This window comes from Exiguobacterium sp. s122, from assembly GCF_018618475.1.
Lineage (GTDB): Bacteria > Bacillota > Bacilli > Exiguobacteriales > Exiguobacteriaceae > Exiguobacterium > Exiguobacterium himgiriensis.
Map to the genome: position 1 here is coordinate 305,230 of NZ_JACSMD010000002.1, position 22,777 is coordinate 328,006.

Annotated in this window: 24 protein-coding genes; 1 reads left to right on the forward strand and 23 read right to left on the reverse strand. The window is 51.6% G+C overall.

Going from position 1 to position 22,777, the window contains the following annotated elements; all coding sequences use genetic code 11:
* Nucleotides 1-15: 15 nt before the first annotated feature.
* From KNP92_RS12270 to KNP92_RS12375, 22 genes are all read right to left on the reverse strand, one after another.
* Nucleotides 16-1,467, reverse strand: a complete 1,452-nt coding sequence (locus KNP92_RS12270) for an MBOAT family O-acyltransferase (RefSeq protein ID WP_214840908.1) — start codon at nucleotides 1,465-1,467, stop codon at nucleotides 16-18.
* Between the two features lie 68 nt (nucleotides 1,468-1,535).
* Nucleotides 1,536-2,942 (reverse strand): AMP-binding protein, encoded by a 1,407-nt coding sequence (locus KNP92_RS12275; RefSeq protein WP_214840909.1) that lies wholly within the window; start codon nucleotides 2,940-2,942, stop codon nucleotides 1,536-1,538.
* Nucleotides 2,939-3,184: an acyl carrier protein gene (locus KNP92_RS12280; protein WP_214840910.1), complete on the reverse strand. Its 246-nt coding sequence runs from the start codon at nucleotides 3,182-3,184 to the stop codon at nucleotides 2,939-2,941. Before KNP92_RS12280 ends, KNP92_RS12275 begins: the two co-directional genes overlap by 4 nt.
* Nucleotides 3,185-3,403: 219 nt before the next feature.
* Entirely contained in the window at nucleotides 3,404-4,189 is a 786-nt protein-coding gene (locus KNP92_RS12285) for a nucleotidyltransferase domain-containing protein (RefSeq protein WP_214840911.1), read from the reverse strand.
* A gap of 178 nt (nucleotides 4,190-4,367) precedes the next feature.
* Complete coding sequence (rlmH, locus tag KNP92_RS12290) at nucleotides 4,368-4,847, reverse strand: 23S rRNA (pseudouridine(1915)-N(3))-methyltransferase RlmH (RefSeq protein ID WP_034806255.1); 480 nt, start codon at nucleotides 4,845-4,847, stop codon at nucleotides 4,368-4,370.
* Nucleotides 4,848-4,930: 83 nt separating this feature from the next.
* Nucleotides 4,931-5,092, reverse strand: coding sequence for a CxxH/CxxC protein (locus KNP92_RS12295; protein ID WP_214840912.1), 162 nt, complete (start codon nucleotides 5,090-5,092; stop codon nucleotides 4,931-4,933).
* Between the two features lie 37 nt (nucleotides 5,093-5,129).
* Nucleotides 5,130-6,395, reverse strand: a complete 1,266-nt coding sequence (locus KNP92_RS12300; protein WP_214840914.1) for a S1C family serine protease — start codon at nucleotides 6,393-6,395, stop codon at nucleotides 5,130-5,132.
* Nucleotides 6,396-6,446: 51 nt separating this feature from the next.
* Nucleotides 6,447-7,238 (reverse strand): MBL fold metallo-hydrolase, encoded by a 792-nt coding sequence (locus KNP92_RS12305; protein WP_214840916.1) that lies wholly within the window; start codon nucleotides 7,236-7,238, stop codon nucleotides 6,447-6,449.
* 17 nt (nucleotides 7,239-7,255) lie between these two features.
* Nucleotides 7,256-8,080, reverse strand: a complete 825-nt coding sequence (locus KNP92_RS12310; RefSeq protein WP_214840918.1) for a two-component system regulatory protein YycI — start codon at nucleotides 8,078-8,080, stop codon at nucleotides 7,256-7,258.
* A complete protein-coding gene (gene yycH / locus KNP92_RS12315) occupies nucleotides 8,067-9,452 on the reverse strand; it encodes a two-component system activity regulator YycH (protein ID WP_214840920.1) in 1,386 nt (461 codons plus the stop codon). The genes KNP92_RS12310 and yycH overlap by 14 nt, the downstream gene beginning before the upstream one ends.
* A complete protein-coding gene (gene walK / locus KNP92_RS12320) occupies nucleotides 9,452-11,293 on the reverse strand; it encodes a cell wall metabolism sensor histidine kinase WalK (RefSeq protein ID WP_214840922.1) in 1,842 nt (613 codons plus the stop codon). Before walK ends, yycH begins: the two co-directional genes overlap by 1 nt.
* A 3-nt stretch (nucleotides 11,294-11,296) precedes the next feature.
* On the reverse strand, nucleotides 11,297-12,007 hold the full coding sequence (yycF, locus tag KNP92_RS12325; RefSeq protein ID WP_034806238.1) for a response regulator YycF: 711 nt from the start codon (nucleotides 12,005-12,007) through the stop codon (nucleotides 11,297-11,299).
* Nucleotides 12,008-12,127: 120 nt separating this feature from the next.
* The gene (locus tag KNP92_RS12330; protein WP_034817032.1) at nucleotides 12,128-13,417 is read right to left on the reverse strand and encodes an adenylosuccinate synthase; all 1,290 of its coding nucleotides are present in this window, start codon (nucleotides 13,415-13,417) and stop codon (nucleotides 12,128-12,130) included.
* Nucleotides 13,418-13,644: 227 nt separating this feature from the next.
* Nucleotides 13,645-14,997, reverse strand: a complete 1,353-nt coding sequence (dnaB, locus tag KNP92_RS12335; RefSeq protein ID WP_214840924.1) for a replicative DNA helicase — start codon at nucleotides 14,995-14,997, stop codon at nucleotides 13,645-13,647.
* Nucleotides 14,998-15,014: 17 nt separating this feature from the next.
* On the reverse strand, nucleotides 15,015-15,458 hold the full coding sequence (gene rplI / locus KNP92_RS12340) for a 50S ribosomal protein L9 (RefSeq protein WP_214840926.1): 444 nt from the start codon (nucleotides 15,456-15,458) through the stop codon (nucleotides 15,015-15,017).
* Nucleotides 15,455-17,443, reverse strand: a complete 1,989-nt coding sequence (locus tag KNP92_RS12345; RefSeq protein WP_214840928.1) for a DHH family phosphoesterase — start codon at nucleotides 17,441-17,443, stop codon at nucleotides 15,455-15,457. The genes rplI and KNP92_RS12345 overlap by 4 nt, the downstream gene beginning before the upstream one ends.
* Before the next feature lie 140 nt (nucleotides 17,444-17,583).
* Complete coding sequence (rpsR, locus tag KNP92_RS12350) at nucleotides 17,584-17,814, reverse strand: 30S ribosomal protein S18 (protein ID WP_015880232.1); 231 nt, start codon at nucleotides 17,812-17,814, stop codon at nucleotides 17,584-17,586.
* A 41-nt stretch (nucleotides 17,815-17,855) separates the two neighbouring features.
* Nucleotides 17,856-18,365, reverse strand: coding sequence for a single-stranded DNA-binding protein (gene ssb / locus KNP92_RS12355; RefSeq protein WP_034806221.1), 510 nt, complete (start codon nucleotides 18,363-18,365; stop codon nucleotides 17,856-17,858).
* Nucleotides 18,366-18,402: 37 nt separating this feature from the next.
* Complete coding sequence (rpsF, locus tag KNP92_RS12360) at nucleotides 18,403-18,690, reverse strand: 30S ribosomal protein S6 (protein WP_034806218.1); 288 nt, start codon at nucleotides 18,688-18,690, stop codon at nucleotides 18,403-18,405.
* A 130-nt stretch (nucleotides 18,691-18,820) separates the two neighbouring features.
* The gene (ychF, locus tag KNP92_RS12365) at nucleotides 18,821-19,921 is read right to left on the reverse strand and encodes a redox-regulated ATPase YchF (protein ID WP_211780229.1); all 1,101 of its coding nucleotides are present in this window, start codon (nucleotides 19,919-19,921) and stop codon (nucleotides 18,821-18,823) included.
* A 152-nt stretch (nucleotides 19,922-20,073) separates the two neighbouring features.
* Nucleotides 20,074-20,277, reverse strand: a complete 204-nt coding sequence (locus tag KNP92_RS12370) for a DUF951 domain-containing protein (RefSeq protein WP_214840930.1) — start codon at nucleotides 20,275-20,277, stop codon at nucleotides 20,074-20,076.
* A complete protein-coding gene (locus KNP92_RS12375) occupies nucleotides 20,267-21,208 on the reverse strand; it encodes a mechanosensitive ion channel family protein (RefSeq protein WP_214840932.1) in 942 nt (313 codons plus the stop codon). The genes KNP92_RS12370 and KNP92_RS12375 overlap by 11 nt, the downstream gene beginning before the upstream one ends.
* A 171-nt stretch (nucleotides 21,209-21,379) precedes the next feature.
* Here KNP92_RS12375 and yyaC point away from each other — a divergent pair, with 171 nt between their 5' ends.
* Nucleotides 21,380-22,006 carry a spore protease YyaC gene (gene yyaC / locus KNP92_RS12380; RefSeq protein ID WP_214840934.1) on the forward strand — a complete coding sequence of 209 codons (627 nt, stop codon included), beginning with the start codon at nucleotides 21,380-21,382 and terminating at the stop codon, nucleotides 22,004-22,006.
* Here the strand turns inward: yyaC and KNP92_RS12385 are convergent.
* Entirely contained in the window at nucleotides 21,979-22,761 is a 783-nt protein-coding gene (locus tag KNP92_RS12385; protein ID WP_214840936.1) for a ParB/RepB/Spo0J family partition protein, read from the reverse strand. The genes yyaC and KNP92_RS12385 overlap by 28 nt on opposite strands.
* Nucleotides 22,762-22,777: the final 16 nt, after the last annotated feature.

The window sequence follows — 22,777 nt, forward strand, 5'->3', positions numbered from 1 at the left end:
AGCCATTCCTTTCACTTAGAACCCACCGTAAATAAAACCTTCACTCGACACACCGAACACTAAGACCGAGACGATTACGAACAGTTGAATCGCCACATTGGCGAGCGTGGAACGCCCGGCCAACCAATCCCAAGCCGACCCTTTCGTCCGTTCGATATACTGAAACACGTGAACGGCCGTAAAGAAGAAGAGAAACACGACGAAATCGAGTAACGAGAACAACTCCAGCGCATGCAGCATTCCCGTTGGCGCCCACGACGAAGGGGTCACGTACAGTCGAGCATGATGAAACGCTTGTGCGACCGAGTCGGATACGAAAAAGACGCGGGAGAAACTGACCAACTGGAACGTCGTCGCGATGTTGATCCATTTATGAAGCTCGGGCGTCCGGTCCAATCGAACGAAGGACGCCAACTGCTCCCGATGATGTTTCGTCGCATCTCCGAACACGCGATAAATACCGTGAATCAGACCCCATAAAACGAAACTCCAGGCGGCCCCGTGCCAGATACCGCTTATCAAGAATGTGATGATGATGGCGACATAGATTTGATGTCGTTTCTTTTTCCCTTTGCAGAGCGGGATGAAGATATAATCGCGGAGCCACGTCGACAGCGAGATGTGCCATCGGTTCCAAAAGTCGGCGATGGATACAGCGAAATGAGGCTGTCGGAAGTTCTCCGTCAACTTGATGCCGAATAGTCTCGCTGTCCCAATGGCGATGTCGCTGCAGGCGGAAAAGTCGGCGTACAATTGAATCGAAAACAGCATCGTCCCGAGCACGATTTCCGAGCCGGTCGGGTCTGGCCGACTGAATACGGTCGCGACCATCGGCGCCAATCGGTCGGCGATGAGCGTCTTCTTAAAGAAGCCCCAGGCAATCCGTTTCATCCCATAGCTGACGTGCTCATAGTCGAACCGTTGCTCCGCCTTGAATTGAGGCAGCAACTTCTTGGCCCGCTCAATCGGCCCGGCGACGAGTTGGGGGAAGAAAGCGAAATAAATCGAGAAATAGCCATAATGGCGCTCGGCCTTCAATTTCCCGCGATACAAGTCAACGAGATAACTGATGGCCTGAAACGTATAAAACGAAATTGCGAGCGGCAAGACGATGTCTTGATACGGGATGTCGTAGTTCCAGCCCATCAATCCGGCCATCGCGCGTAACGAGTCATTCACGAAGTTAAAGTATTTGAACCAGCCGAGAAACATCACCAAAACGAAGACGCCCATCACCATGAGGCGTTTCTTCTGTCGCTTCTCGTCCTGCCGTTCGATAAGGATTCCCGTGACGTACGTGAACGCGGTGCTCACGAGCAAGAGCGGAATGAATTGAATACTGAGCGTGGCATAAAACAGATAGCTCGCTGCTAGTAGCAGCACCCATCGGAAGCGGTGCGGGACTACATAATACATCGCCACCAATAGAGCGACAAAGAGTAAAAACTCGATTGAAATAAACGTCATATCTTCACCTGATTATTCTAAACTTGTGTTGCGTTCAATAAAGGATTATCTAGCACCTATGTACTTGTTCAGGTAGTGACGAGCTCTCGTTTTGGTAACGCGGAATACAGAATCTTTCCGGATTCGTTCCGGGGAATCGCATCGATTTGGAGAATCGTGACCCCTCTTGTATGCATCATCTCTTTAATGACTTGTTTGATAGCGGCACGGTCGTCTTGCAACGTGTAAACGTATAGCTCGTCGTCCGTTCCCGTACAGACACACTCATGACCGCGTACTCGCAACAGATGCTCTACTTCATCGAGGCTGATTCGGTTTCCATGCATCTTAATCATGCGCTTCATGCGCCCGACGATAAAGAAATAGCCGTCTTCATCCATGTACGCCAAATCTCCTGTCTGCAGCATACCTTGATTTACATTTCCGCTCGCGAGGTCGGGTAATGCTTCGGCATAACCGAGCGATACGTTCGCACCGTGATAAATCAGCTCTCCGACGAGGTTCGGGGAAGAAATCTGTTCACCTGCTTCACTGCGAAGCGTCAATTCACCACCGGGAATGGCGATGCCGATGCTCCCCGCCTTCTCCCGGTTCTGATGAGGAGGCAAATACGACATGCGCGCTGTCGCTTCCGTTTGCCCGTACATCATGAAGAATTGCATCCCTTTTCGTTCGCATAAATCAGTAAACACCTCTGCTAGAGCGGGATTTAATTTCCCGCCGGCTTGGGTGAGCTTTGTCAAACTCGGCAGCTCCATCGTCTCGAACTTGAGCCGATGCAACATCTCATAGACGAATGGGACACCGCCGAACGTCGTCACCTGCTGGTCGCGGCACAACTGCCAGAATTCCTTCTGCATGATGGGCGCCTCCGTCACGACAATCGTCGCCCCAGACACGAGATGGCTGTTGATGATGGAGAGGCCATAGGAGTAATTCATCGGGAGCGTCGTGATCGGACGATCGTTTTCTCCAATCTCTAAATAAGACACAATCGATTGCGCGTTATGGAACAGGTTGTCGTAACTGAGTCGGACCAACTTCGGGCTCCCCGTACTGCCGGACGTCGTCAACAGGAGCGCGAGCTCGTCATGAAGGTCATGTTCGATTGCCTGAGGACAGGCGAATAGCGCATAGTCCCCATATTCGTAAGTCGTGTCCATCTCCTGCTCTAATTGATGATGCTCCCGATTCGCCCAAATGTGCGTCGGTCGGTAGCGGTCAATCAAATGCTGCAGCTGTTCCGAATGAATCGTTGCATCCAACAGGAGCGGTACGATGCGTCCACGGAGGAACCCGACGTAGCCGAAGATTGACTCTTTATTGTTGGCACATAGACAAAAGACAAGCGTTCGATCGCCGACCTCACGCACAATCGCGTCGGCCGCCTCGATCATCTCGTCGTAGGAATACGCGCGATCTGTGTAGATGGCGGTACGCGCTCCATACTGTTCGATTGTATCGAAGCGCTTCATTGTCCGAAGTCCACACCCAAGCGTTTCAATAAGTCGATGCCTGACTGGTATGTGTTGAACTCGGTGATCCACTCTGAATCGATATAGACGTCAAACGCGTCCTCGAGTTCCGCGATCAACGTCATGTGACCGATGGAATCCCATTCTTTCGTGACGCCGAGTTGCATCTCTTCAAATGTAGCGTCGGCCACGACGTCGAGTCCGTTGATAAAAGCCGTTTTATATAATTCGATTTTGTTCATTGGATTGATCCTTCCTTGTTCTTATGTAGTGAATAACTGTTTAATTGATAATGATAATCATTTGCTATGTGATTTTATCACATTGTCTTTTTAACGGCAATATGACCTTCGATAATTGACGCGAAGCATTAAAAAACGGCTATCTCGATTAGATAGCCGGTGCAGATGATTGGTTTAATCGTGTCATGAGATGAAATGGATACCTCTGCATGACTAGAGTTATCCCCATACCTCTTGCAACGTTTGTCGAAATAGCGCATCCAGTTGGACGGTCGGATCCTTTTGTTGAACGTTGAGCGATTTCACATATACTTCAAAACGTTCCATTTCTCGCTCTATAAATTCGTTAATGACGGCAATTCGAGGCTCTAAATCAAACTCATCCCCCGCCAGTTTCCGTTCTAGCAATTCATGAATCGAATCTTTTAATTCACCAGCTTGTAACGCATCCTCTAATAGGACATGAAAACGGATTGGCGGCGCCGTATTATATTTCTCAATCCACAGGCAAGCCAAAATCGGACGAAGCACGTAGAAATACTTTTTGATTCGAACTTCAGGTCCTTGCAAATATTCACGGTAATTATTTTTGGCCATGTTTAAGTAATGATGTAGCATCGACGTCGGATTAAACACATCGGATTCTAATACTCGTACATGATCCACAAACGCATATTGTTGGTAATAAACGATCTCACTTCTGAGCCATTCTAAAAGAGGAGGATTGTTCTTTCGGAACAGCCGCAACGCTTTCGTGATTTCCCAGCCACTAATGTCTAACAAATCGTTAATCGGCTCTTCAATCACGTCACGTTTTTGCCCAATCCCTTGAGGGTCAATCGCCAAATACCATTCGGGAAGATGGATGTAGATAAATCGAACGTCATAATCGCTATCTTTTGAAGGGAATCCCCAGGCACGGCTACCAGACTCGACTGCATATAGAACTTTTATACGATGTTTTTCTTCAATTTCGAATAGTTTTTGTTGAATGATTGTATCCAAGTTTGATGTCTCCTTTGTGATTTAAAACGTTATCTCTTACTTCACTTATGTCTGATTATAATTGAAACAGAGAGGATGCAACGATTCCGATCAATCTTTATCCGATTTTGACGATGTCCAGCTGGCCTTATAAAGCAAAAAACAGTTGCTGCGCCGATGCACATCAACTGTTTTTCATTTATTTATGGTACGGTTCATTCCGATTGATCCGATACGCACGGTAAATCTGCTCGCATAAGACGAGTTTCATCACTTGGTGCGGGAACGTCATCTTCGAGAACGAAATGGTATCGTTCGCGCGTTTCATCACGTCCTCGGATAAACCGAGCGAGCCCCCGATGACAAATGCGATTTTACTTTTCCCATACGTAGCAAGTTGATCGAGCTCACGAGCGAACTCTTCACTCGTCCGTTGTTTAGCGTTTATGGCCAGAGCGATGACGTGCGTATCTGGACTGATTTTCGCCAAAATTCGCTCACCTTCTTTTTGTTTTACTAGTATCATATCCGCGTCACTTAAATGCTCGGGCGCTTTCTCGTCTGCGACCTCGATTTCCTGCACTTTTGCGTACGCCGAGAGCCGTTTCGTATACTCGGCAATTCCTAGTTTCAAATACTTCTCCTTTAGTTTGCCGACCGTGATAATTGAAATATTCATCCAATTCTTCCTTTTTCCACAGTTTTTTCGGAGTTATCCATAGGGTTATCCACAGAGTTATCCACAAATCCACATGTTGATGATCATTTTTTGCTTGACACAACATATGTTGCATCGGCGTCACAGAACGCACATGTCACTTGTCCACTTGTGGATAGTTCTTCAAGTACGGGGTATTCGCCCGTTTCATCCACAATGATGTCTAAAGCGATTTCAACATGTTCGTTGCATACTTTTTTTTCCACAGGTTTTCCTCCTTAAAAAAGAAGCGTTGCCGCTTCTTTATCTCGCTTCGGTTAACGTTGCCTCGGTCTCGTTCCGCTCGCCGCGCCGGGTATATTCGATCGTTACCGTGTCTCCGACCGTCGCGTCGCGGTATAAAGCGTCCCGTAAATCGACGTATCGTTTGATGTCACGGTCACCAATCTTTACGATGACATCCCCGACTTGAAGCCCCGCCTGTTCGGCCGGACTCCCGGGTGTGATCTCTTCGACGAAGACGCCGTCTTCGTTGTCAAAACTGATGCCATACTCTTCCCGGACGTTGCCTGGGACGGCGATGACTTCTTGAATCGTGACGCCGAGCTGGGCCCGGGTCACGCGACCATCTCGCTCTAACATATCGATGACCGGGAGCGCCACGTTCACAGGAATCGAGAAGCCGACCCCTTCGACACTCGCTTCCGCGATTTTCATCGAGTTGATGCCGACGAGTTCGCCTCGTATGTTGATGAGCGCCCCTCCCGAGTTACCCGGGTTGATTGCCGCATCGGTTTGGATGACTTCGGCGTTATAATCCATGAGCCCGTCACTGTTCGTGTCGACTGGCACGGTGCGTTCGACACCACTGACGATACCACGGGTGACCGAGTTTGAAAAGACGCCGAGCGGATTTCCAATCGCCATGACCGTCTCGCCGGCTTGGAGCGTCGTCGAGTCGCCGAGGACAATCGGGGTCGCCTCGATGTTGTCTGGTAACGATACAGCCGCGACGGCCAAGTCGTTGAGTGGATCTTCCCCTAAGACCGTCGCTGTGGCCACTTGCCCGTCCGAGAAGGCGATACTAATCTCATCAGCCTGCTCGATGACGTGGAAGTTCGTGACGATGTACGCCATGTCGCCCTCGACTTTATAAATGACACCGGAGCCTGCCCCCGCCTCCCACTGTGAGTTTGACGTAAAGGCACGCTGAATGTTCGTGATGCTGACGACGGACGTCTTTGCCCCGGTCACAGCCGTCGTGATGTCGGACTCGGTGAACGTGACGGCTTGTTCCGTCCGAATCAGCTCGTTCGTCACAAAACGAGAGGTCGGCGAATCCCAGAGCATCATCGCCAAAAAGAACAAAGCCGCTCCTAAGAATCCGCCAACCCCTCCGAGTAACAACGGTTTTATATTCATCCGTGGCTTGTGACGCACGCGTTCCTCACTTTTCGGACGCCAGTCGCTGCGAGATGGGTAAGTCGATTGATTGTTCATCGTGTCTGCTTCGTGCGGTAAAGGTTCGACGTCTTGAGGTTCATACTCATGGTGTCTCTCTTCATTCACGACGCGTCCCCCCTTTAAGACAGTGTGTTACCTGTCTTTTCCCAACTTCGCTTATAAAGAAACGAGCGAAGTCGGAACGGTTGGGTCGGTATCACACAATTTGATGCGACCGAGGTCGACATCGCGCATGCCGAGTGTCTGGGAGACGCTCATCTGGGCAAGTTCTTTCATGTTGTTGTCTTTACTGAGGTGAGCCAAATAGATGCGTTTTGTCCGTTCGCTAATGACTTCGCTCATGGCAATCGCCGCGTCTTCGTTCGAGACGTGACCGTAATCCCCAAGGATGCGGCGTTTAACGCTCCATGGATAACGTCCCATCTGAAGCATCGACACGTCGTGGTTCGATTCGAAGATGAAGTCGTCCGCCCCGCGGATAACGCCTTTCATCCGATCCGACACATAGCCGGTATCCGTAATGTGCGCGAGCCGTTTGCCTTCGTGGGCGAACTGATAGAACATCGGGTCGGCGGCATCGTGGCTGACGTTAAACGACTCAATCTCGATATCGCCAATCTGTTTGATGTCCCCGACCTCGAAATGGAACTTGAGCGCCGGGTCAATTTTCCCGATACTCGCCTCCATCGCTTCCCACGTCTTGGCGTTCGCATAAATCGGTAAGTTGAACTTACGGGCCAAAATTCCGACCCCTTTTATATGGTCGGAGTGCTCATGGGTGACGAGCAGTGCGTCGATGCCTTCGAACGACCGGCCAATCTGCTGGATGCGCTCTTGCATCGCTTTTCCGGTCAATCCGGCGTCCAGGAGCAATTTCGCCCGTTCCGTCTCAATATAGAGCGCGTTACCGGTCGAACCGCTCGCAAGTACACTATAGCGTAAAGTCACGCCATCACTCCTTTCTTTCATTCTTCCGTTAAAAACTCAACCCGCTCGACCGTGCCGTCGATGGCATTGACGAAGTAGACGTTATCATCAATCGTGATCGACCAAAGCGGCGGCATAATAATCAAACTACCCGAGCTATCGAGCGGGAGGCTATAAAAGCCCGTGTTAATCGCGCGCATCTCTTGGTTCGGCTGGAAATACTTCCGTCCTGCCAATTGCGAGATCGCCTCGCTCGCCGTCAAGACGAGATCGTCTTGCGACTTCGATGACAGGTTCGTCAAATGACGTTGCTTATAGTCCGTCACTTCGTAGTCTTCATTCAGCTGAAGCAATAAGAGCGATGGACCGATATATGTCTCCGTGTCGGCCTCGATCTCTGGGTTTGAGAAAATCTTGTTGTTCTCATACGTCTGCACGAACGCGATTTGACGTGTCGCTTCATCGAAACGCCAATACGCGTACTCGGAACCAAACGGCACGTATTCGGCGACGAACGTTGCCGATGTCGTCCGTAAGTCCGTCGCATCGAGCGGAACCGGCTCCTTCAATTCGACTTCGAGCTGCATGTTGTCGAGTGTCGTCGCCAATTGGGCTTCTCGATTTTTCGTAATCATCGAAGCCGACATCTGCTCAGAAGAACCGGTCAAATAGCCGATATCTCGACCCATGCGCGGCAGTTTAGACGCATCGACGTCACGTTGGTCTAAAATTTGGGCAATCGACGTATTGTCGTTCGAGACGACTTCGGTCGCCCACGTCTCGGTCAAAAGCTGGAACAAAAGATAGATGTTCAGCGCGAGAAAGGCGAACAAGAGAATCGTTTTCGCTTTACTCCAATCCACGGTACATCATCCTTTCTGTCCAGTCTCCCGGCTTATCATATGGGATCCATCGTCCCGCTTCACGAACGAACCAGTTCGGCGAGAACGTGACGTAGCGGCTCGTGTCTTCATTGTATTCAATCTCGTAGCCGAGGCGAATCTCGGTGATGTTCTCGAACCGTCCCGTGTTGACGAGCATGTCCACCACATCCTGGCCACCTGCGAGTTTCGTCGTCCCGACCGAGATCATGCGGTCGATTTCGAGGTGATGCCGGGTGATGGAACGGACTTGTGCCCCGTCATTCTCGACGCGAAGCGTCGATAAGTCGACCGCGTCGTTATTGATGAACGCTTCCCGTTGACTAAACACAGGGTACCCGTTCACGTGAAACCGGAAGACGGTCGTCTCGAAGCCTTTATTCGCCGGTGTAATCGCATCGAACCGAAGGGACAACCCTTGACCTTCAGACGTCTCGTCGACCCAACCCCCATGGAAGTTGACGAATTCGACGATCGTGTCGAGCCCGATAGCGGATTCACGCTCGGTGCTGTTGCGCGACAAGTTCCGGTAGCGGCTCGCGTTCAGTTTCGCGTCGTACTCGGCGACGCTAATCCCGTTCGTGAGCGCCCCGACTGAACTGGCCGGGTCGACTTCTTGTACGTTCGGATCTCCCGGGAAGAACGTGTCCCGCATCCAATCGAGGCGGGCCGAGATTTGAATTTGTGAGACGTCATACGCAAACAGTTCGTTCATCTCAGGCCCGACGACCGGGATATAGTTCACCCGGTCATCCGTATACGTGACGCGTTGCATCGCGCGGCTCGAGTCTTTCAAAAACAAGCTGTTGACGTCGCTGTTGCCGACTTTGGTCAAACGCCCTTCCCAAATCGACTGATCGCTCATGATGGCCCGAATCTTCCACACGTCACCGTCTACGAACAAAAGCGCGCGTTGTGGAACTTTACCGGATAAACTGTACGATCCGGGCACGATGTAGCTGAGCGTATCGGCATAGTATGGCTCTGGCAACACGAGTTCGAGCGCCTCATTGATATCCGTATACAGGCTCGGCACGTTTTTCGCGGCAAGCGGCTTGAACTCGTTCGCTTCGAACGCATCGCGGATGACCCGCGTGATTTGTTTCGGCGTATTCTTCGTCGCGAAGACGGCATTGTTTTCGTGCACGACCGTCTGAGCCGGGATGATCAACTGGCTCGCCCGACGCTGAAGTGACGTGTCGACCGTCGCGACTTGCGTCTCTGACTGGACAGACTGGTATTTCGGATGATAATCCCACAGGATGATCGTTTGGACGATGGACGTAACGATCAAGGTGAGCAAGACGAGCGATTTCACTAGTTCTGGCCGTCCCCAGAAACGTTTGCGTTCCATCAGTCATTCACCTCCACGATTGTATCGAACGGAATCGTGAAGTAAATCGTCGTCCCGCGCCCGAACTCACTTTCTGCCCAAATGTCCCCGCCGTGTGCGGAGACGACTTCTTTGGCGATTGACAGACCGAGTCCGGTCCCCCCGATGTTCCGCGCCCGCGCCTTATCGACCCGGTAGAACCGTTCAAAGATTTTCTTCAAGTTCGATTTCGGGATGCCGACGCCTTCGTCTTTAATCCCAACGACGAGTCGTTTCGCCCGAAGCATCGTACGGAACGTGATCGTTCCGCCTTCTGGAGAGAACTTGATCGCGTTCGTGATGATGTTGTCAATCACTTGCGTCATCTTGTCTTGATCGGCGTGCACGTAGACACGGCGCTTCATGAGCTTCCGACGAAACTCAATCGTCTCACCTTTTGTCATCTCGTGACGGTCGATAATATCGTTGAAGAACTGGATGAAATCAAACTTCACTTTTTGCATCTTGTATTCTTTGCTGTCCATTTTCGAGAGCTGCAACAAGTCATTGACGAGGCGAATCATTCGCTCCGTCTCGTTTTGCGTCGTCTCAAGGAACCGTGGGGCGAGCTCATCGTCTTTATACGCGCCTTCGGCGAGTACTTCGAGATAGCTGCGCATCGTCGTCAACGGCGTCCGAAGCTCGTGGCTCACGTTCGCGACGAACTCACGACGGTCCTGCTCGACTTGCTCTTGTTCGGTCACATCATGCAAGACGACGATCAGACCGGTGATAGGACCGCTATGCTTTTGAATCGGTGAGAAGTACGCACGCACGAGGAACAGTTCATCGTCCGTGCTGAGGTCGATGAGTTTCGGTGGCATCGTCCCGTCTTCCGGGATGATGATCTCGTCGTCAAATTCGAGCAAGCTCTGAAGGTTCGCCCCCATCGCTTCTTCCTCGTCGACCCCAATCATATCGCGTGCCTGGTCGTTCATGAGAATGACGCGGAGCGAGCGATCGGTCGCGACGACCCCATCCGACATGTTCTCGAGTACGCTCGTCAAGCGACGGCGCTCGGCCTCGGTCGTTGCGTTCGCTTCCATCAATTCATCCGTCAATTCGTTGAACGCGTAAGCGAGCTGGCCGACTTCGTCGTCAGAATACACTTTAACTTTTCGGGAGAAGTTCCCTTTTCGCATCTCGACGGCTTGACGACGCATGTCCGCAATCGGTCGCGTGATCGTCCGTGACAGCAAGATGCCGAGAATCGAGGTGATGATGAGCGCGATGAGTGTCCCGGTCGCAAGGATTCGGGTCACCTGCTCCATCTGGTTATAAATGGACTGCATCGATGCTTCGATGTAAATCATGCCGGTCGTCGTGCCATCGACTTCCGATTTAACCGGCACGGCGACAACGCGCATCCGTTCGTTCGAGTCCTCATAGACGACCGTCTCTTGGGCACCACTCGTCGCGAACGATTTTTGAATGAACGTGCTCGCCGTCCGTTGTCCGACGAGACTTTGATTATTCGGGTTCGACGTCGCCCGGACGACACTGTTCGTGTCGATGATTTGGACTTCGCGAATGTCGTCAGCTAGCGTCGTGCTCTCCGTAAATTCAGACAGCAGTTGATCCAGTACCTGGTTCAACTGCTGGTCGGAGGTCGAGTCGCCACCGTTCGATGCCACCCCTTGGCTGACGTTGTAGCTCAGAAGGTTGGCTCGGTCGACGAGCGACTGCGAGAAGTTGTTGATGTATTGCCGTTCAAGGGAACGCACGAAGTACACCCCAATGACTTGCATCGCAACAAGGATGAGCAGCGCATAGATGACGACGAGCTTCCACTGGATTGATTTAAAGAAGTTCGTCGGTTTCATCGTTTAGTCTTCTTCTCCTGCTTTTAAATAGTAGCCGACACCACGACGTGTAATGATATACGTCGGCGTCGACGGGTTGTCTTCCACTTTCTCACGAAGACGACGCACGGTCACGTCCACGGTACGCACATCACCGAAGTAATCATAGCCCCATACGGTCTGGAGCAAATGCTCACGCGTCATCACTTGCCCGATATTTTGGGCAAGGTAATGGATGAGTTCGAACTCACGGTGCGTCAGTTCGATCTTCTCTTCCCGCTTCGTCACCATGTAAGAGTCAGGGTGAATCGTCAAATCTCCGATGACGATATCATTTTCATTGGCCCCTTTCGTCTCTGGCGCCGGTGCCGTCGCATGGCGGCGCATGTTCGCCTTAACGCGTGCCAACAGTTCACGTGAGCTGAACGGTTTCGTGACGTAATCGTCAGCACCGAGCTCGAGACCGAGCACTTTATCGATCTCTGAATCTTTCGCCGTCAACATGATGATCGGCATGTCGTATTTCTTCCGGACTTCCCGGCAGACTTCCATCCCGTCTTTGAGCGGAAGCATGATGTCGAGTAAGATCAAGTCTGGCTTGACCTCTTCGACTTTCACGAGCGCCTCTTCCCCGTCGTATGCAACGTGGACTTGGTACCCTTCCTTTTCAAGTTTGAATTTCAATATATCAGCGATTGGTTGTTCGTCATCTACCACTAAAATCGTACGATCCATTCAGTGAGTCCTCCTCTATCATTAAACGTACATGTCTACATTGTAACTCTTTTTCTATAGGTTAGAAAGCATGGGTCATTTCCGTGGAAATGAAAAAGAGAGCCACACGGGCTCTCTGTCTTATGCTTCGTAAATGTCACGCAAAATGACCGTCTGTTCACGGGCCGGTCCGACCGAGAACGTCAACAATTCGATTCCCGTCAACGCTTCGATGCGCTTCACGTAGTTCTGTGCGTTCACCGGTAAGTCCTCGAACGCGCGAACGCCTGTAATGTCTTCTGTCCAGCCCGGGAGCTCTTCATAGACCGGGACACACTTCTCAAGGACACGGAAGTTTGGCGGGTACTCATCGAGGAGTTTGCCTTCATACTCGTATGCCGTACAAATCTTCAACGTCTCAAGCCCCGTCAACACGTCAATCGAGTTGAGGCAAAGGTCCGTGATCCCGCTGACGCGGCGCGAGTGGCGAACGACGACCGAGTCGAACCAACCGACACGGCGCGGACGTCCCGTCGTTGTGCCGTACTCTTTTCCGACTTCCCGGATCATGTGGCCAATCTCATCGTCAAGCTCGGTCGGGAACGGACCGTCACCGACGCGCGACGTGTACGCTTTACATACACCGACGACGTGATGAATCTTCGACGGACCGATTCCGGCACCGCTCGACACGCCGCCAGACGCCGCGTTCGATGAGGTGACGAACGGGTACGTGCCGTGGTCGATGTCGAGGAGGACACCTTGCGCGCCTTCGAAGAGCACCTTCTCGTCTTCATCGAGCGCATCGTTCAAGACGACCGACGTATCACAGACATACTTGGCGAACTGCTGGCCGTACGCGTAATACTCTTCGAACACGTCATCGAACGCGACCGCGTCGACTTCGTACATCTTCACGAACATGCGGTTTTTGATTTCAAGAACGGTCTTGAGCTTCTCGGCGAACACTTCTTTATCGAGCAGGTCAGCGATCCGAATCCCGATGCGCGCCGCTTTGTCCATGTAACAAGGACCGATCCCTTTTAACGTCGTTCCGACTTTGGCGTCGCCTTTTGCATCTTCTTCAAGCTTGTCTTGAAGCTGGTGATACGGCAAGATGACGTGTGCCCGGTTCGAGATGCGAAGGTTGTCCGTGCTCACACCGCGCTCATGCAAGTAAGCGAGTTCTTTGACGAGCGACTTCGGGTTGACGACCATCCCGTTCCCGATGACACACGTCTTGTCCGAGTAAAAAATCCCCGATGGAATCAAATGAAGTTTGTATTTCGTATCATTGAAGACGATTGTATGACCAGCGTTGTCTCCCCCTTGATAACGCGCGACGACGTCGGCTTGTTTCGACAAGAAATCGGTAATCTTCCCTTTTCCTTCATCGCCCCACTGCGTTCCCACTACGACTACTGATGACATAATGAATCCTCCTTGTAAATAAACGTTCTGTTCAAACCATCCGTAAGTGTACACCTGACACTTCAGAAAGTCAACCTAATACCGAACGATAATTTTATACTGTAATCTTTCGTTCGTTATTAAGTTAACATTTTTCTTTTACTTCCTGAAATCTTGAATTTCTGAAGACGTTTGGGTAGAAAGGCGGACAAAAAAGGCGACGTCTCGTCGACGTCGCCGGATTCGTCTTACATCGGGGGCGCAAAGGCTTGCGTCTCCATGTTGACGAACTTGTTGTATTCTTTTCGGAACGAGAGTTTGACCGTACCGGTCGGACCGTTACGTTGCTTCGCGATGATAATCTCAATCGTGTTCGCATCTTCACTCTCTTTGTCGTAATAATCGTCACGATACAAGAAGGCGACGATATCGGCATCCTGCTCGATGGCTCCGGATTCCCGGATATCCGACATCATCGGCCGCTTGTCTTGACGGCTCTCTACACCACGGGAGAGCTGAGACAAGGCGATGACGGGCACTTGAAGCTCACGCGCGATCGCTTTGAGCGTACGCGAGATTTCCGACACTTCTTGTTGCCGGTTCTCGCCCGGTTTCCCGTTCCCAACGATAAGTTGCAAGTAGTCAATCATGATCATGCCGAGTCCGTGCTCTTGTTTCAGACGACGACATTTCGCTCGAATCTCGTTGACCCGGAGGCCCGGCGTATCATCAATGTAGATCCCCGCTTGAGACAACGAGGACATCGCGAGCGAGAGCCGTCCCCAATCCTCGGCCTCGAGACGTCCCGTCCGAAGACGCTGGGCATCGATGTTGCCTTCCGCACAGAGCATCCGCATAACGAGTTGCTCGGCACCCATCTCCAAACTGAAGATGGCGACGTTCTCGCCGGTACGGACGGCGACGTTTTGCGAGATGTTGAGCGCGAACGCCGTCTTCCCGACGGATGGACGGGCCGCGACGATGATGAGGTCGTTTCGTTGGAAACCGGCCGTCATCTTATCCAAATCGGTGAACCCGGTCGCAATTCCGGTAATCTCACCGCTTGATTGGTGTAATTTTTCAATCGTCGAATAGGCGTCCGATAAGACCGACCCGATCGGGTGGAAACTGGACTGCCCTTTTCGCTGCGACACTTTTAAAATGTTTCGCTCCGCATCCGATAAAACCGCATCGACTTCGTCTTGGCGCTCATACCCGTCCGAGACGATATTCGTTGCCGTACGGATAAGTCGGCGGAGCGCCGCCTTTTGATCGACGACGTTCAAGTAGTAACCGATGTTTCCGATGGCCGGAACCGCTTCAGCGATTTCCGCCAAGTAGTTCAAGCCACCGATCTCATCGAGGATCCCTTGGGCTTGAAGCTCCGAACTGAGCGTGACCAAATCGACGAGTTCGCCGCGGTCATTGATTTTCAACATCGCCTCAAAGATTCGTTGATGGCTGACGCGATAAAAATCGTCCGGGTCGACTCGTTCCGAGGCAGTGATCAGACGGTCCGAGTCGAGGATGACGGCTCCGAGGACGGCTTGCTCCGCCTCAACGCTATGCGGCGGGGTATTTACTTGAATCGCATCACTCATCCGTCATTCCCTCACCTTCACGCTTCTTGGACATGGACGTTTAACGTGGCCGTGACGTCCTGGTGCAACTTCACTGGCACTTTTGTAAAACCGAGCGCCTTAATCGGGTGCTCGAGCTCGATTTTACGCTTATCGAGCTTATAGCCCATCCCTTTTAAGGCGTCAGCGATTTGTTTGCTCGTGACCGAACCGAAGACGCGACCGCCTTCACCTGACTTCGTCTTGACGACGATCGTCTCTTTCTCAATTTTATCTTTGAGCGCCTGGGCTGCCTTCAACTCTTCTTCCGCTGCTTGCTCGGCCCGGCGTTCTTTCGCCGCGAACGCCTTCAAGTTGCCCGGCGTCGCTTCGACGGCCAAGTTCTTTTTGAAGAGGACGTTCTTTGCATATGCGTCAGCGACGTCTTTCACGTCTCCAGCTTTTCCTTGCCCTTTAACATCTACTTTCAAAATGACTTTCATTCCGTTTCCTCTCCTTCGGTTTCATCTGTCAAATAATGATCAATCGCTTCTTTCAACAGCTTCTTCGCTTGGTCGCGATTGACGTCGAGCTGTGTCGCCGCGTTCGTCAAATGACCGCCCCCGTCAAGCATCTCCATGACGACTTGAACGTTGACGTCTCCGAGCGAACGAGCGCTGATCCCGGTTCGTCCGTCCGGTAAGACGGCGATGACGAACGAGGCTTTGACGCCTTCCATATTGAGTAACTGGTCGGCCGACTGGGCGATGAGCACTTGGTGGTGCGGTTCATCGTCCGGGGCGACGGCAATCGCCATGCCGTCCGAATAAATCTCGGTATTTTCAAGAATATGCGACTGTTCGATATATGAATCGAGGTCTTGTCGCATGAAATGTTGAACGAGTACCGTATCGGCCCCTTGAATCCGCAAGAACGATGCGGCGTCAAACGTCCGCGATCCAGTCCGGAGCGTGAAGCCTTTCGTGTCGACCATGATGCCCGCAAGGAGCGACGTCGCTTCTAAAATCGATAGTTTACGCGTCCCGGCCTGATACTCGATCAGTTCCGTCACGAGCTCGCACGTCGATGACGCGTACGGCTCCATATAGACGAGCACCGGGTCTTCGATGAACTCTTCGCCACGGCGATGATGGTCGATGACGACGACGCGCTCGGCCCGATCGAGAATATCAGGCGAGATGACGAGCGAAGGCCGGTGCGTATCGACGATGACGAGTAACGTCTGCTCATCGATGAGCGGTTGGGCCTCGAACTCGGTCAAGAAGCGGCTATACAGCTCCTCATCGTTCTCGACCTCATGAACGAGACGCTGGATGCCGACACTCGTCTCGCCGGCCGGAATGACAACATACGCCTCACGTCCGACGAACTCAGCGAGCTTCATGATTCCGATCGAGGCGCCAAGTGAGTCCATATCCGGGTTTTTATGGCCCATAATGAGCACACGGCTCGATTCTTTAATCAAGTCTCGCATCGAGTTCGAGATGACACGGGCTCGGACGCGCGTCCGTTTCTCGGTCGGGTTCGTCTTGCCGCCGAAGAAGCGGACTTTCCCGTTATGCCGTTTGACGACGACTTGGTCGCCGCCACGGCCGAGTGCCAAATCGAGGCTCGATTGTGATAAGTTACCGAGTTCAGTCAATGACGTCTCCCCGCAACCAATCCCAATCGAGAGCGTGAGCGGAATCTTATGTTCTTTCGTCGCTTCCCGGACCTCATCTAAAATCGCGAACCGATTGTTCTCGAGTTCTGAGAGCGTCCGTTCGTTCATGACGAGGAAGAAGCGGTCAGCTGCCGTCCGGCGCATATAAATGTGATACTTTTGCGCCCATTGATTGAGAAGGACGGTCACGCGGCGATTGATTTCGCTACGAATCTGCTCGTCGACCCCCGTCGACATCTCATCATAGTTGTCTAAATACAAGACACCGATGACAGTCTGGGCTTCTGAGTACTTCTGTTCAATCTCAGCCTCCTCCGTCATGTCGAACAAGTACAGCGTCTGAAATTCTTGATTGTATAACACACGATACACCCGGTCTCCGACTTCGATCGTCGCTTCGTCCTCTTCTTCTTCAATCAACTCGGTGAACGCGGAATGAATCGCATCAAGCGGGATACCAAGTTCCATCTCGAGCTCGAAGATGAGACGGGATTGCTCGTTGAACCAACTGATGCGACGCGCCTCATCAAAGACGAGAATCCCGATCGGCATCCCGGTCAACGCTTCTTTCCCGACGTCTTCAATCCGGTGGGACAGCGAGTGAACGTACTGTTCCCACGCTCTACGTTGCCGGCGAATCGTCACTTGTTGATAGATGAAGAAAATCAGCGTGAAAACGAACAGGGTGACCGCTGCCACGATGTTGTAGAACGCCAATCCGAACGCAGCAAGGATCCCGAACACGTAAGGGAGCGCGTGCTTTGATTGGTTCTTCACGGATGTTATTGCTTCACCACTGTGCATGTATGCCTCCTAAAATGAGTGTCAAACACCCATGATGTCGAAATGGTTTCTGCTTTATCATACCATATCCGTCCGTTCGACTTACACTCCGACGATAAACAAAAAACGACTTATCCCGAAGGATAAGTCGTGCGCCAAGATTACTCTGCAACGTATGGAAGCAAAGCCATTTGACGTGAGCGCTTGATAGCGACAGTAAGTGGACGTTGGTATTTCGCTGAAGTACCAGTCACACGACGTGGAAGAATTTTACCACGCTCCGAAACGAAGCGTTTGAGCAATTCTACGTCTTTATAATCGATATGAGTGATGTTGTTCGACGTAAAGAAACATACTTTACGACGACGACGACCTCCTGGACGACGTGCCATGTGAAGACCTCCTTTATAAGTTTAGTTTCGAATCGGCTCGATCAAAATGGTAGATCGTCATCCGATAAGTCGATTTTGCCTCCGCCCGAGAACGGGTCGGCGTCAAAACCTTTGTTTGAGTTCGAGGACTGAGATGAAGTCGAAGAAGCGGCTGCGCCCCATCCTGACCCACTTGACTCACCACCACCGAAGACATCTCCAGCCGGTGCTGTATCACGTTGCCCTGAGGCTCCGCGTGGTTCAAGGAAGCGTACGCTATCGGCTACGACTTCTGCCCGGTAACGACGTTGGCCATCTTGACCTTCGTAACTACTGATTTGAAGGCGACCGTCTACGCCGGCCATGCTGCCTTTTTTCAAATATTGTGCCACGTTCTCTGCCTGTTTGCGCCATACGACACAATCAATGAAGTCCGCCTCGCGCTTCCCATCTTGTCCAGTGAATGGACGATCGCAAGCGAGAGTAAAGCGAGTTACGGCGATGCCGCTCTGCGTGTAACGCATTTCTGGATCGCGTGTCAATCGACCAACTAACACAACTCGGTTAATCATCTCAAAGCTCCCCTTTCGCAATATGAAGCGTCAAGAATCAACGCTCGTCTTTAGTTGTCATTTGACGGACAACGTCATCAGAGATCTTCATGAGACGCTCTGTTTCTTGAATCGCTTTCGGCTCAGCAGTGATGTTAAGAAGAACGTAGTGTCCTTCGCGCATCTTGTTGATTTCGTAAGCGAAACGACGTTTACCCATGTCTGTTGTTTTATCAACAGTACCACCGTTGTCAGTGATGACGTTGTTGAAGCGCTCGATCAAAGCTTTCTTCGCTTCCTCATCAACTGATGGACGGATAATGTAAAGAAGTTCGTATTTACGCATTATCTTTCACCTCCTCTTGGACTAACGGCTCCTACCGGTTGTAGGAGCAAGGAGCAAACAATTGTTTTACTCACGTCATAATATACTATCAAACTTCTCTTCGTTTTACAACACGTTTTCGTAAATTGACTTAGACGTTGAAACGGAACGTAACGACATCACCGTCGGCGAAGACATACTCTTTTCCTTCTGAGCGAAGCTTCCCTTGCTCTTTTACCGTCGTCATGTTGCCAGCGGCTGAAAGATCGTCAAATGACACGACTTCGGCACGGATGAATCCGCGTTCGAAGTCCGAGTGGATGACACCCGCACATTGCGGTGCTTTCATACCTTGTTTAAACGTCCACGCGCGCACTTCTTTTTCACCCGCCGTGAAATAAGTCGCGAGTCCGAGCGTAGAGTAGGCAGCACGAATTAATTGGTCGAGACCCGACTCCTCGATGCCGAGGTCTTGCAAGAATTCAAGACGCTCTTCTGGCTCGAGCTCAGAAATCTCTTCTTCGATGCGGGCGCAGATGACAATGACTTTTGCGCCTTCTGTCGCTGCGTGCTCGCGAACTGCTTGTACATACGGATTGTTATCCGAGTCTGCCACTTCGTCTTCGCTTACGTTTGCGACGTAAAGCATCGGCTTCATCGTGAGCAATTGGAAATGCTTGACGATGGCGAGTTGTTCATCTGTCAATTCCGCGACGCGGGCTGGACGCTCTGACTCGAGCACCGCTTGTACGATTTCAAGTGCCTCGAGTTCTTGTGCGGCGCCTTTATCTTTTGACTTCACCATCTTTTGAACGCGTGTGATGCGTTTCTCGACGAGTTCAAGGTCCGCCAAAATCAATTCGAGATTGATGGTCGTGATGTCATCGATTGGTGACACTTTTCCTGCAACGTGCGTGATGTTGTCGTCTTCAAAACAACGAACGACTTGGCAAATCGCATCAACTTCGCGAATGTTGGCAAGGAACTTGTTTCCAAGCCCTTCTCCTTTTGACGCTCCTTTAACGATTCCGGCGATGTCCGTGAATTCGAACGCGGTCGGTACCGTCTTTTTCGGTTGGACGAGTTCCGTCAACCGATCAAGCCGCGAATCCGGCACTTCCACGACACCGACGTTTGGGTCGATTGTTGCGAACGGATAGTTAGCCGCCTCAACACCTGCTTGCGTAATCGCGTTAAATAATGTCGATTTCCCGACGTTCGGCAATCCGACGATTCCTGCTGTTAATCCCACTTGTATGTCCTCCTCATCCGGGTTTCCCGGGAAATGTTAAACCGTCTGTGGAGTGGGTACGTTTAGTACACCACACCGTCACATCCTTCACAATTATAGTTAGTCCACGATTAAACCGCAACTCAACACGCGAACGTAAAGAAAAACGCCTCTTATTCAGCGGCGTTTTCTTCTTTAAGCACTTTCTTTAACCGTTTGTCGAAATCGCGACGCGGCATGAGCACGCTCGCGCCACATCCTTGGCATTTGATGCGGATGTCCATGCCGACCCGCGTCACTTGCCAACGGTTCGTCTTGCAGGCATGCGGCTTCTTCATTTCCACAAAATCGTTTAACTCGTACGATTTAGCTTGCATCTCCAGGTGCTCCTTTAGTTGAAGTAGTCGGCGACATCATGACGGTACGTGGATATGGAATCTCGATGCCACGTTCGTCTAGTCCCGCCTTCAGTTCTTTATGCAAAATGCGACCAGCCGCGAAGTGTTGCGTCGGTGGCACTTCCGCCATAAGTCGATAAACGACTTCAGACGCTCCTAGCGATTGCACACCGGCGAGCGTAATCGGTTTGATGAACAAGTCGTGATATTTCGCCTCGACTGTCTGGGCGATCTCTTTCAACGCTTTCTCGACGTTAGCCATGTCTTCTTCGTACGCGACACCGATATCGACGACGGCGACACTATTCTCAAGCGAATAGTTCGTCACCTGCATAATCTGTCCGTTCGGGATAATCGTCACTTGCCCGTTCAAGCCTTTCAGCTTTGTCGTGCGAATGCCGACCTCAATGACCGTCCCGTCGACTTGTTGGTTCAAGTTGACGTAGTCTCCGTTCTTATATTGGTTCTCAAAGATGATGAACGCACCCGTGATGACATCTTTCACCAAGTTCTGCGCACCGAACGAAATCGCAAGACCGGCGACACCGGCCGACGCAATTAAACCAGCGATGTTGACACCGAACTGGCCGAGTACCGTCAAAATCATGACGAGGCCGAGCACGTAGCGAATCGTATTTTGCGCCAGTTTCAAGAGCGTTTCGTTTTGCCGCTGGGCGACGATGTTATCTTCATGGATTTTGCGTAATGTGAAGACGCGTTGCACCATCGACGTTAAAATGCGTGATGCGATATAGAGTGCCAAGATGATGAGTGCGACACCGGCAAGTTTGAAGCCGAAGCCGATCCACATCTCAGTGTCTTGGAAATAAGCGACGAATCGGTTGACGTTTTCCATCGTTTGATCCGCCACTGAAGACAAATCAGTTGGATCTGTATTTTGTGAAGCCATGTTTTCACCTCGTAAAATCGTATATTCTAACCCATCAAAACATACTTCACGACTTTTCTCAAACACTACATCCAGACGTTATAAGTTTCAACGTTTTGGGAAAGGGATAGTACGGTATCTTTCCGACAAAGCAACTAGACGTTTTGCAGCTCAGAAGAGAGGATGAGATTCATGCCGTTTCGCTTAAAACCACACAAACCCTACTCGTTCTTCATCGAACATACCGAACGAAGCGGATCGAGCCTATTCGCTGACCAGTTGCATGAACAGTTGGCGAGCGAGGCGCATCGTCCCATCGTCCTTGTCTGCATCGGCTCCGATCGGTCGACCGGTGACTCCCTCGGTCCTCTCGTCGGTACGTTTCTCGAAGAGAAGATTGTCCGCAACCTATACGTCTACGGGACGCTCACGAAACCCGTCCATGCGTTAAATCTCGTCGAGACGCTTCACGAGATTCAAACCCGCTTTCATCGGCCGCTCATCATCGCCATCGATGCCTGTCTCGGCCGACTGTCGAGCGTCGGCTACATCTTCTTCTCAGAAGGCCCACTCGCTCCAGGCGCCGGCGTCCAAAAAGAGTTACCGGCTGTCGGTGAATACAACATTAAAGCCGTCGTCAACGTGAGCGGCTTTATGGAAATGATGATTTTACAAAACACACGCCTTCACCTCGTCTATGAACTCGCCCGTTTCATCACCGAAGGGTTCGCCGAGTTCGATGCGCGCATCGGTCGGCTCCATCACGAAGAGGCGGCGATCACGCGTCTCCGTCAATCTCGTGACGAATCAAAGTCTTGAGGCGACAAGAGCGTCAACAGATGCTCCAGGTCGTCTTGTGAGAAATATTTCAGTTCGAGGACGCCACCTTTCCGACGGGGGCGAATCGATACATCCATCTGCAGACGTTCCGCTAGAACCGCTTCGACAGCTTCGACGTCGGCGCTCGAGCGTTTGAGCGTCTTTTTTGCTGTCCGTTCTTTTTGTAAGAACCGTTCGAGGCGACGGACCGTCCATTGTTCGGCGATGACCCGGCGCGCGATTTGTTCCATCGCTTGTACGGACTTCATCCCGGTGATGGCACGCGCATGCCCCATCGTCAATTCTCCGACCATGACGGCATGCTGTACGGCGCTCGGCAGGCGGAGCAGACGCAAACTGTTCGTCACGTGACTTCGACTCTTGCCGACACGTTCTGCGAGTTGCTGTTGCGTCAATCCGAGCGTCTGCATGAGCTGTTCGTAAGCGAGCGCTTCTTCAATCGCGTTCAAGTCGGCCCGTTGAATGTTTTCGATGAGGGCGAGTTCCATGACGCGATCCGAATCCGCCGTCACGATCAAAGCCGGGATTTCTGACTTGCCGGCAAGCTTCGCTGCTTGATAGCGTCGCTCCCCGGCGATAATCTCATAAAATCCGTTCGCCTTGCGGACGACGATTGGTTGTAACACCCCATACCGCTCAATCGACTGACGCAACTCGTCGAGCTGTTGCGGTTCGAATTGCTTCCTCGGTTGATTCGGGTTCGGGCGAATGAATTTAATTGGTAACCGTTCCATGTTGTTCCTCCTTTTC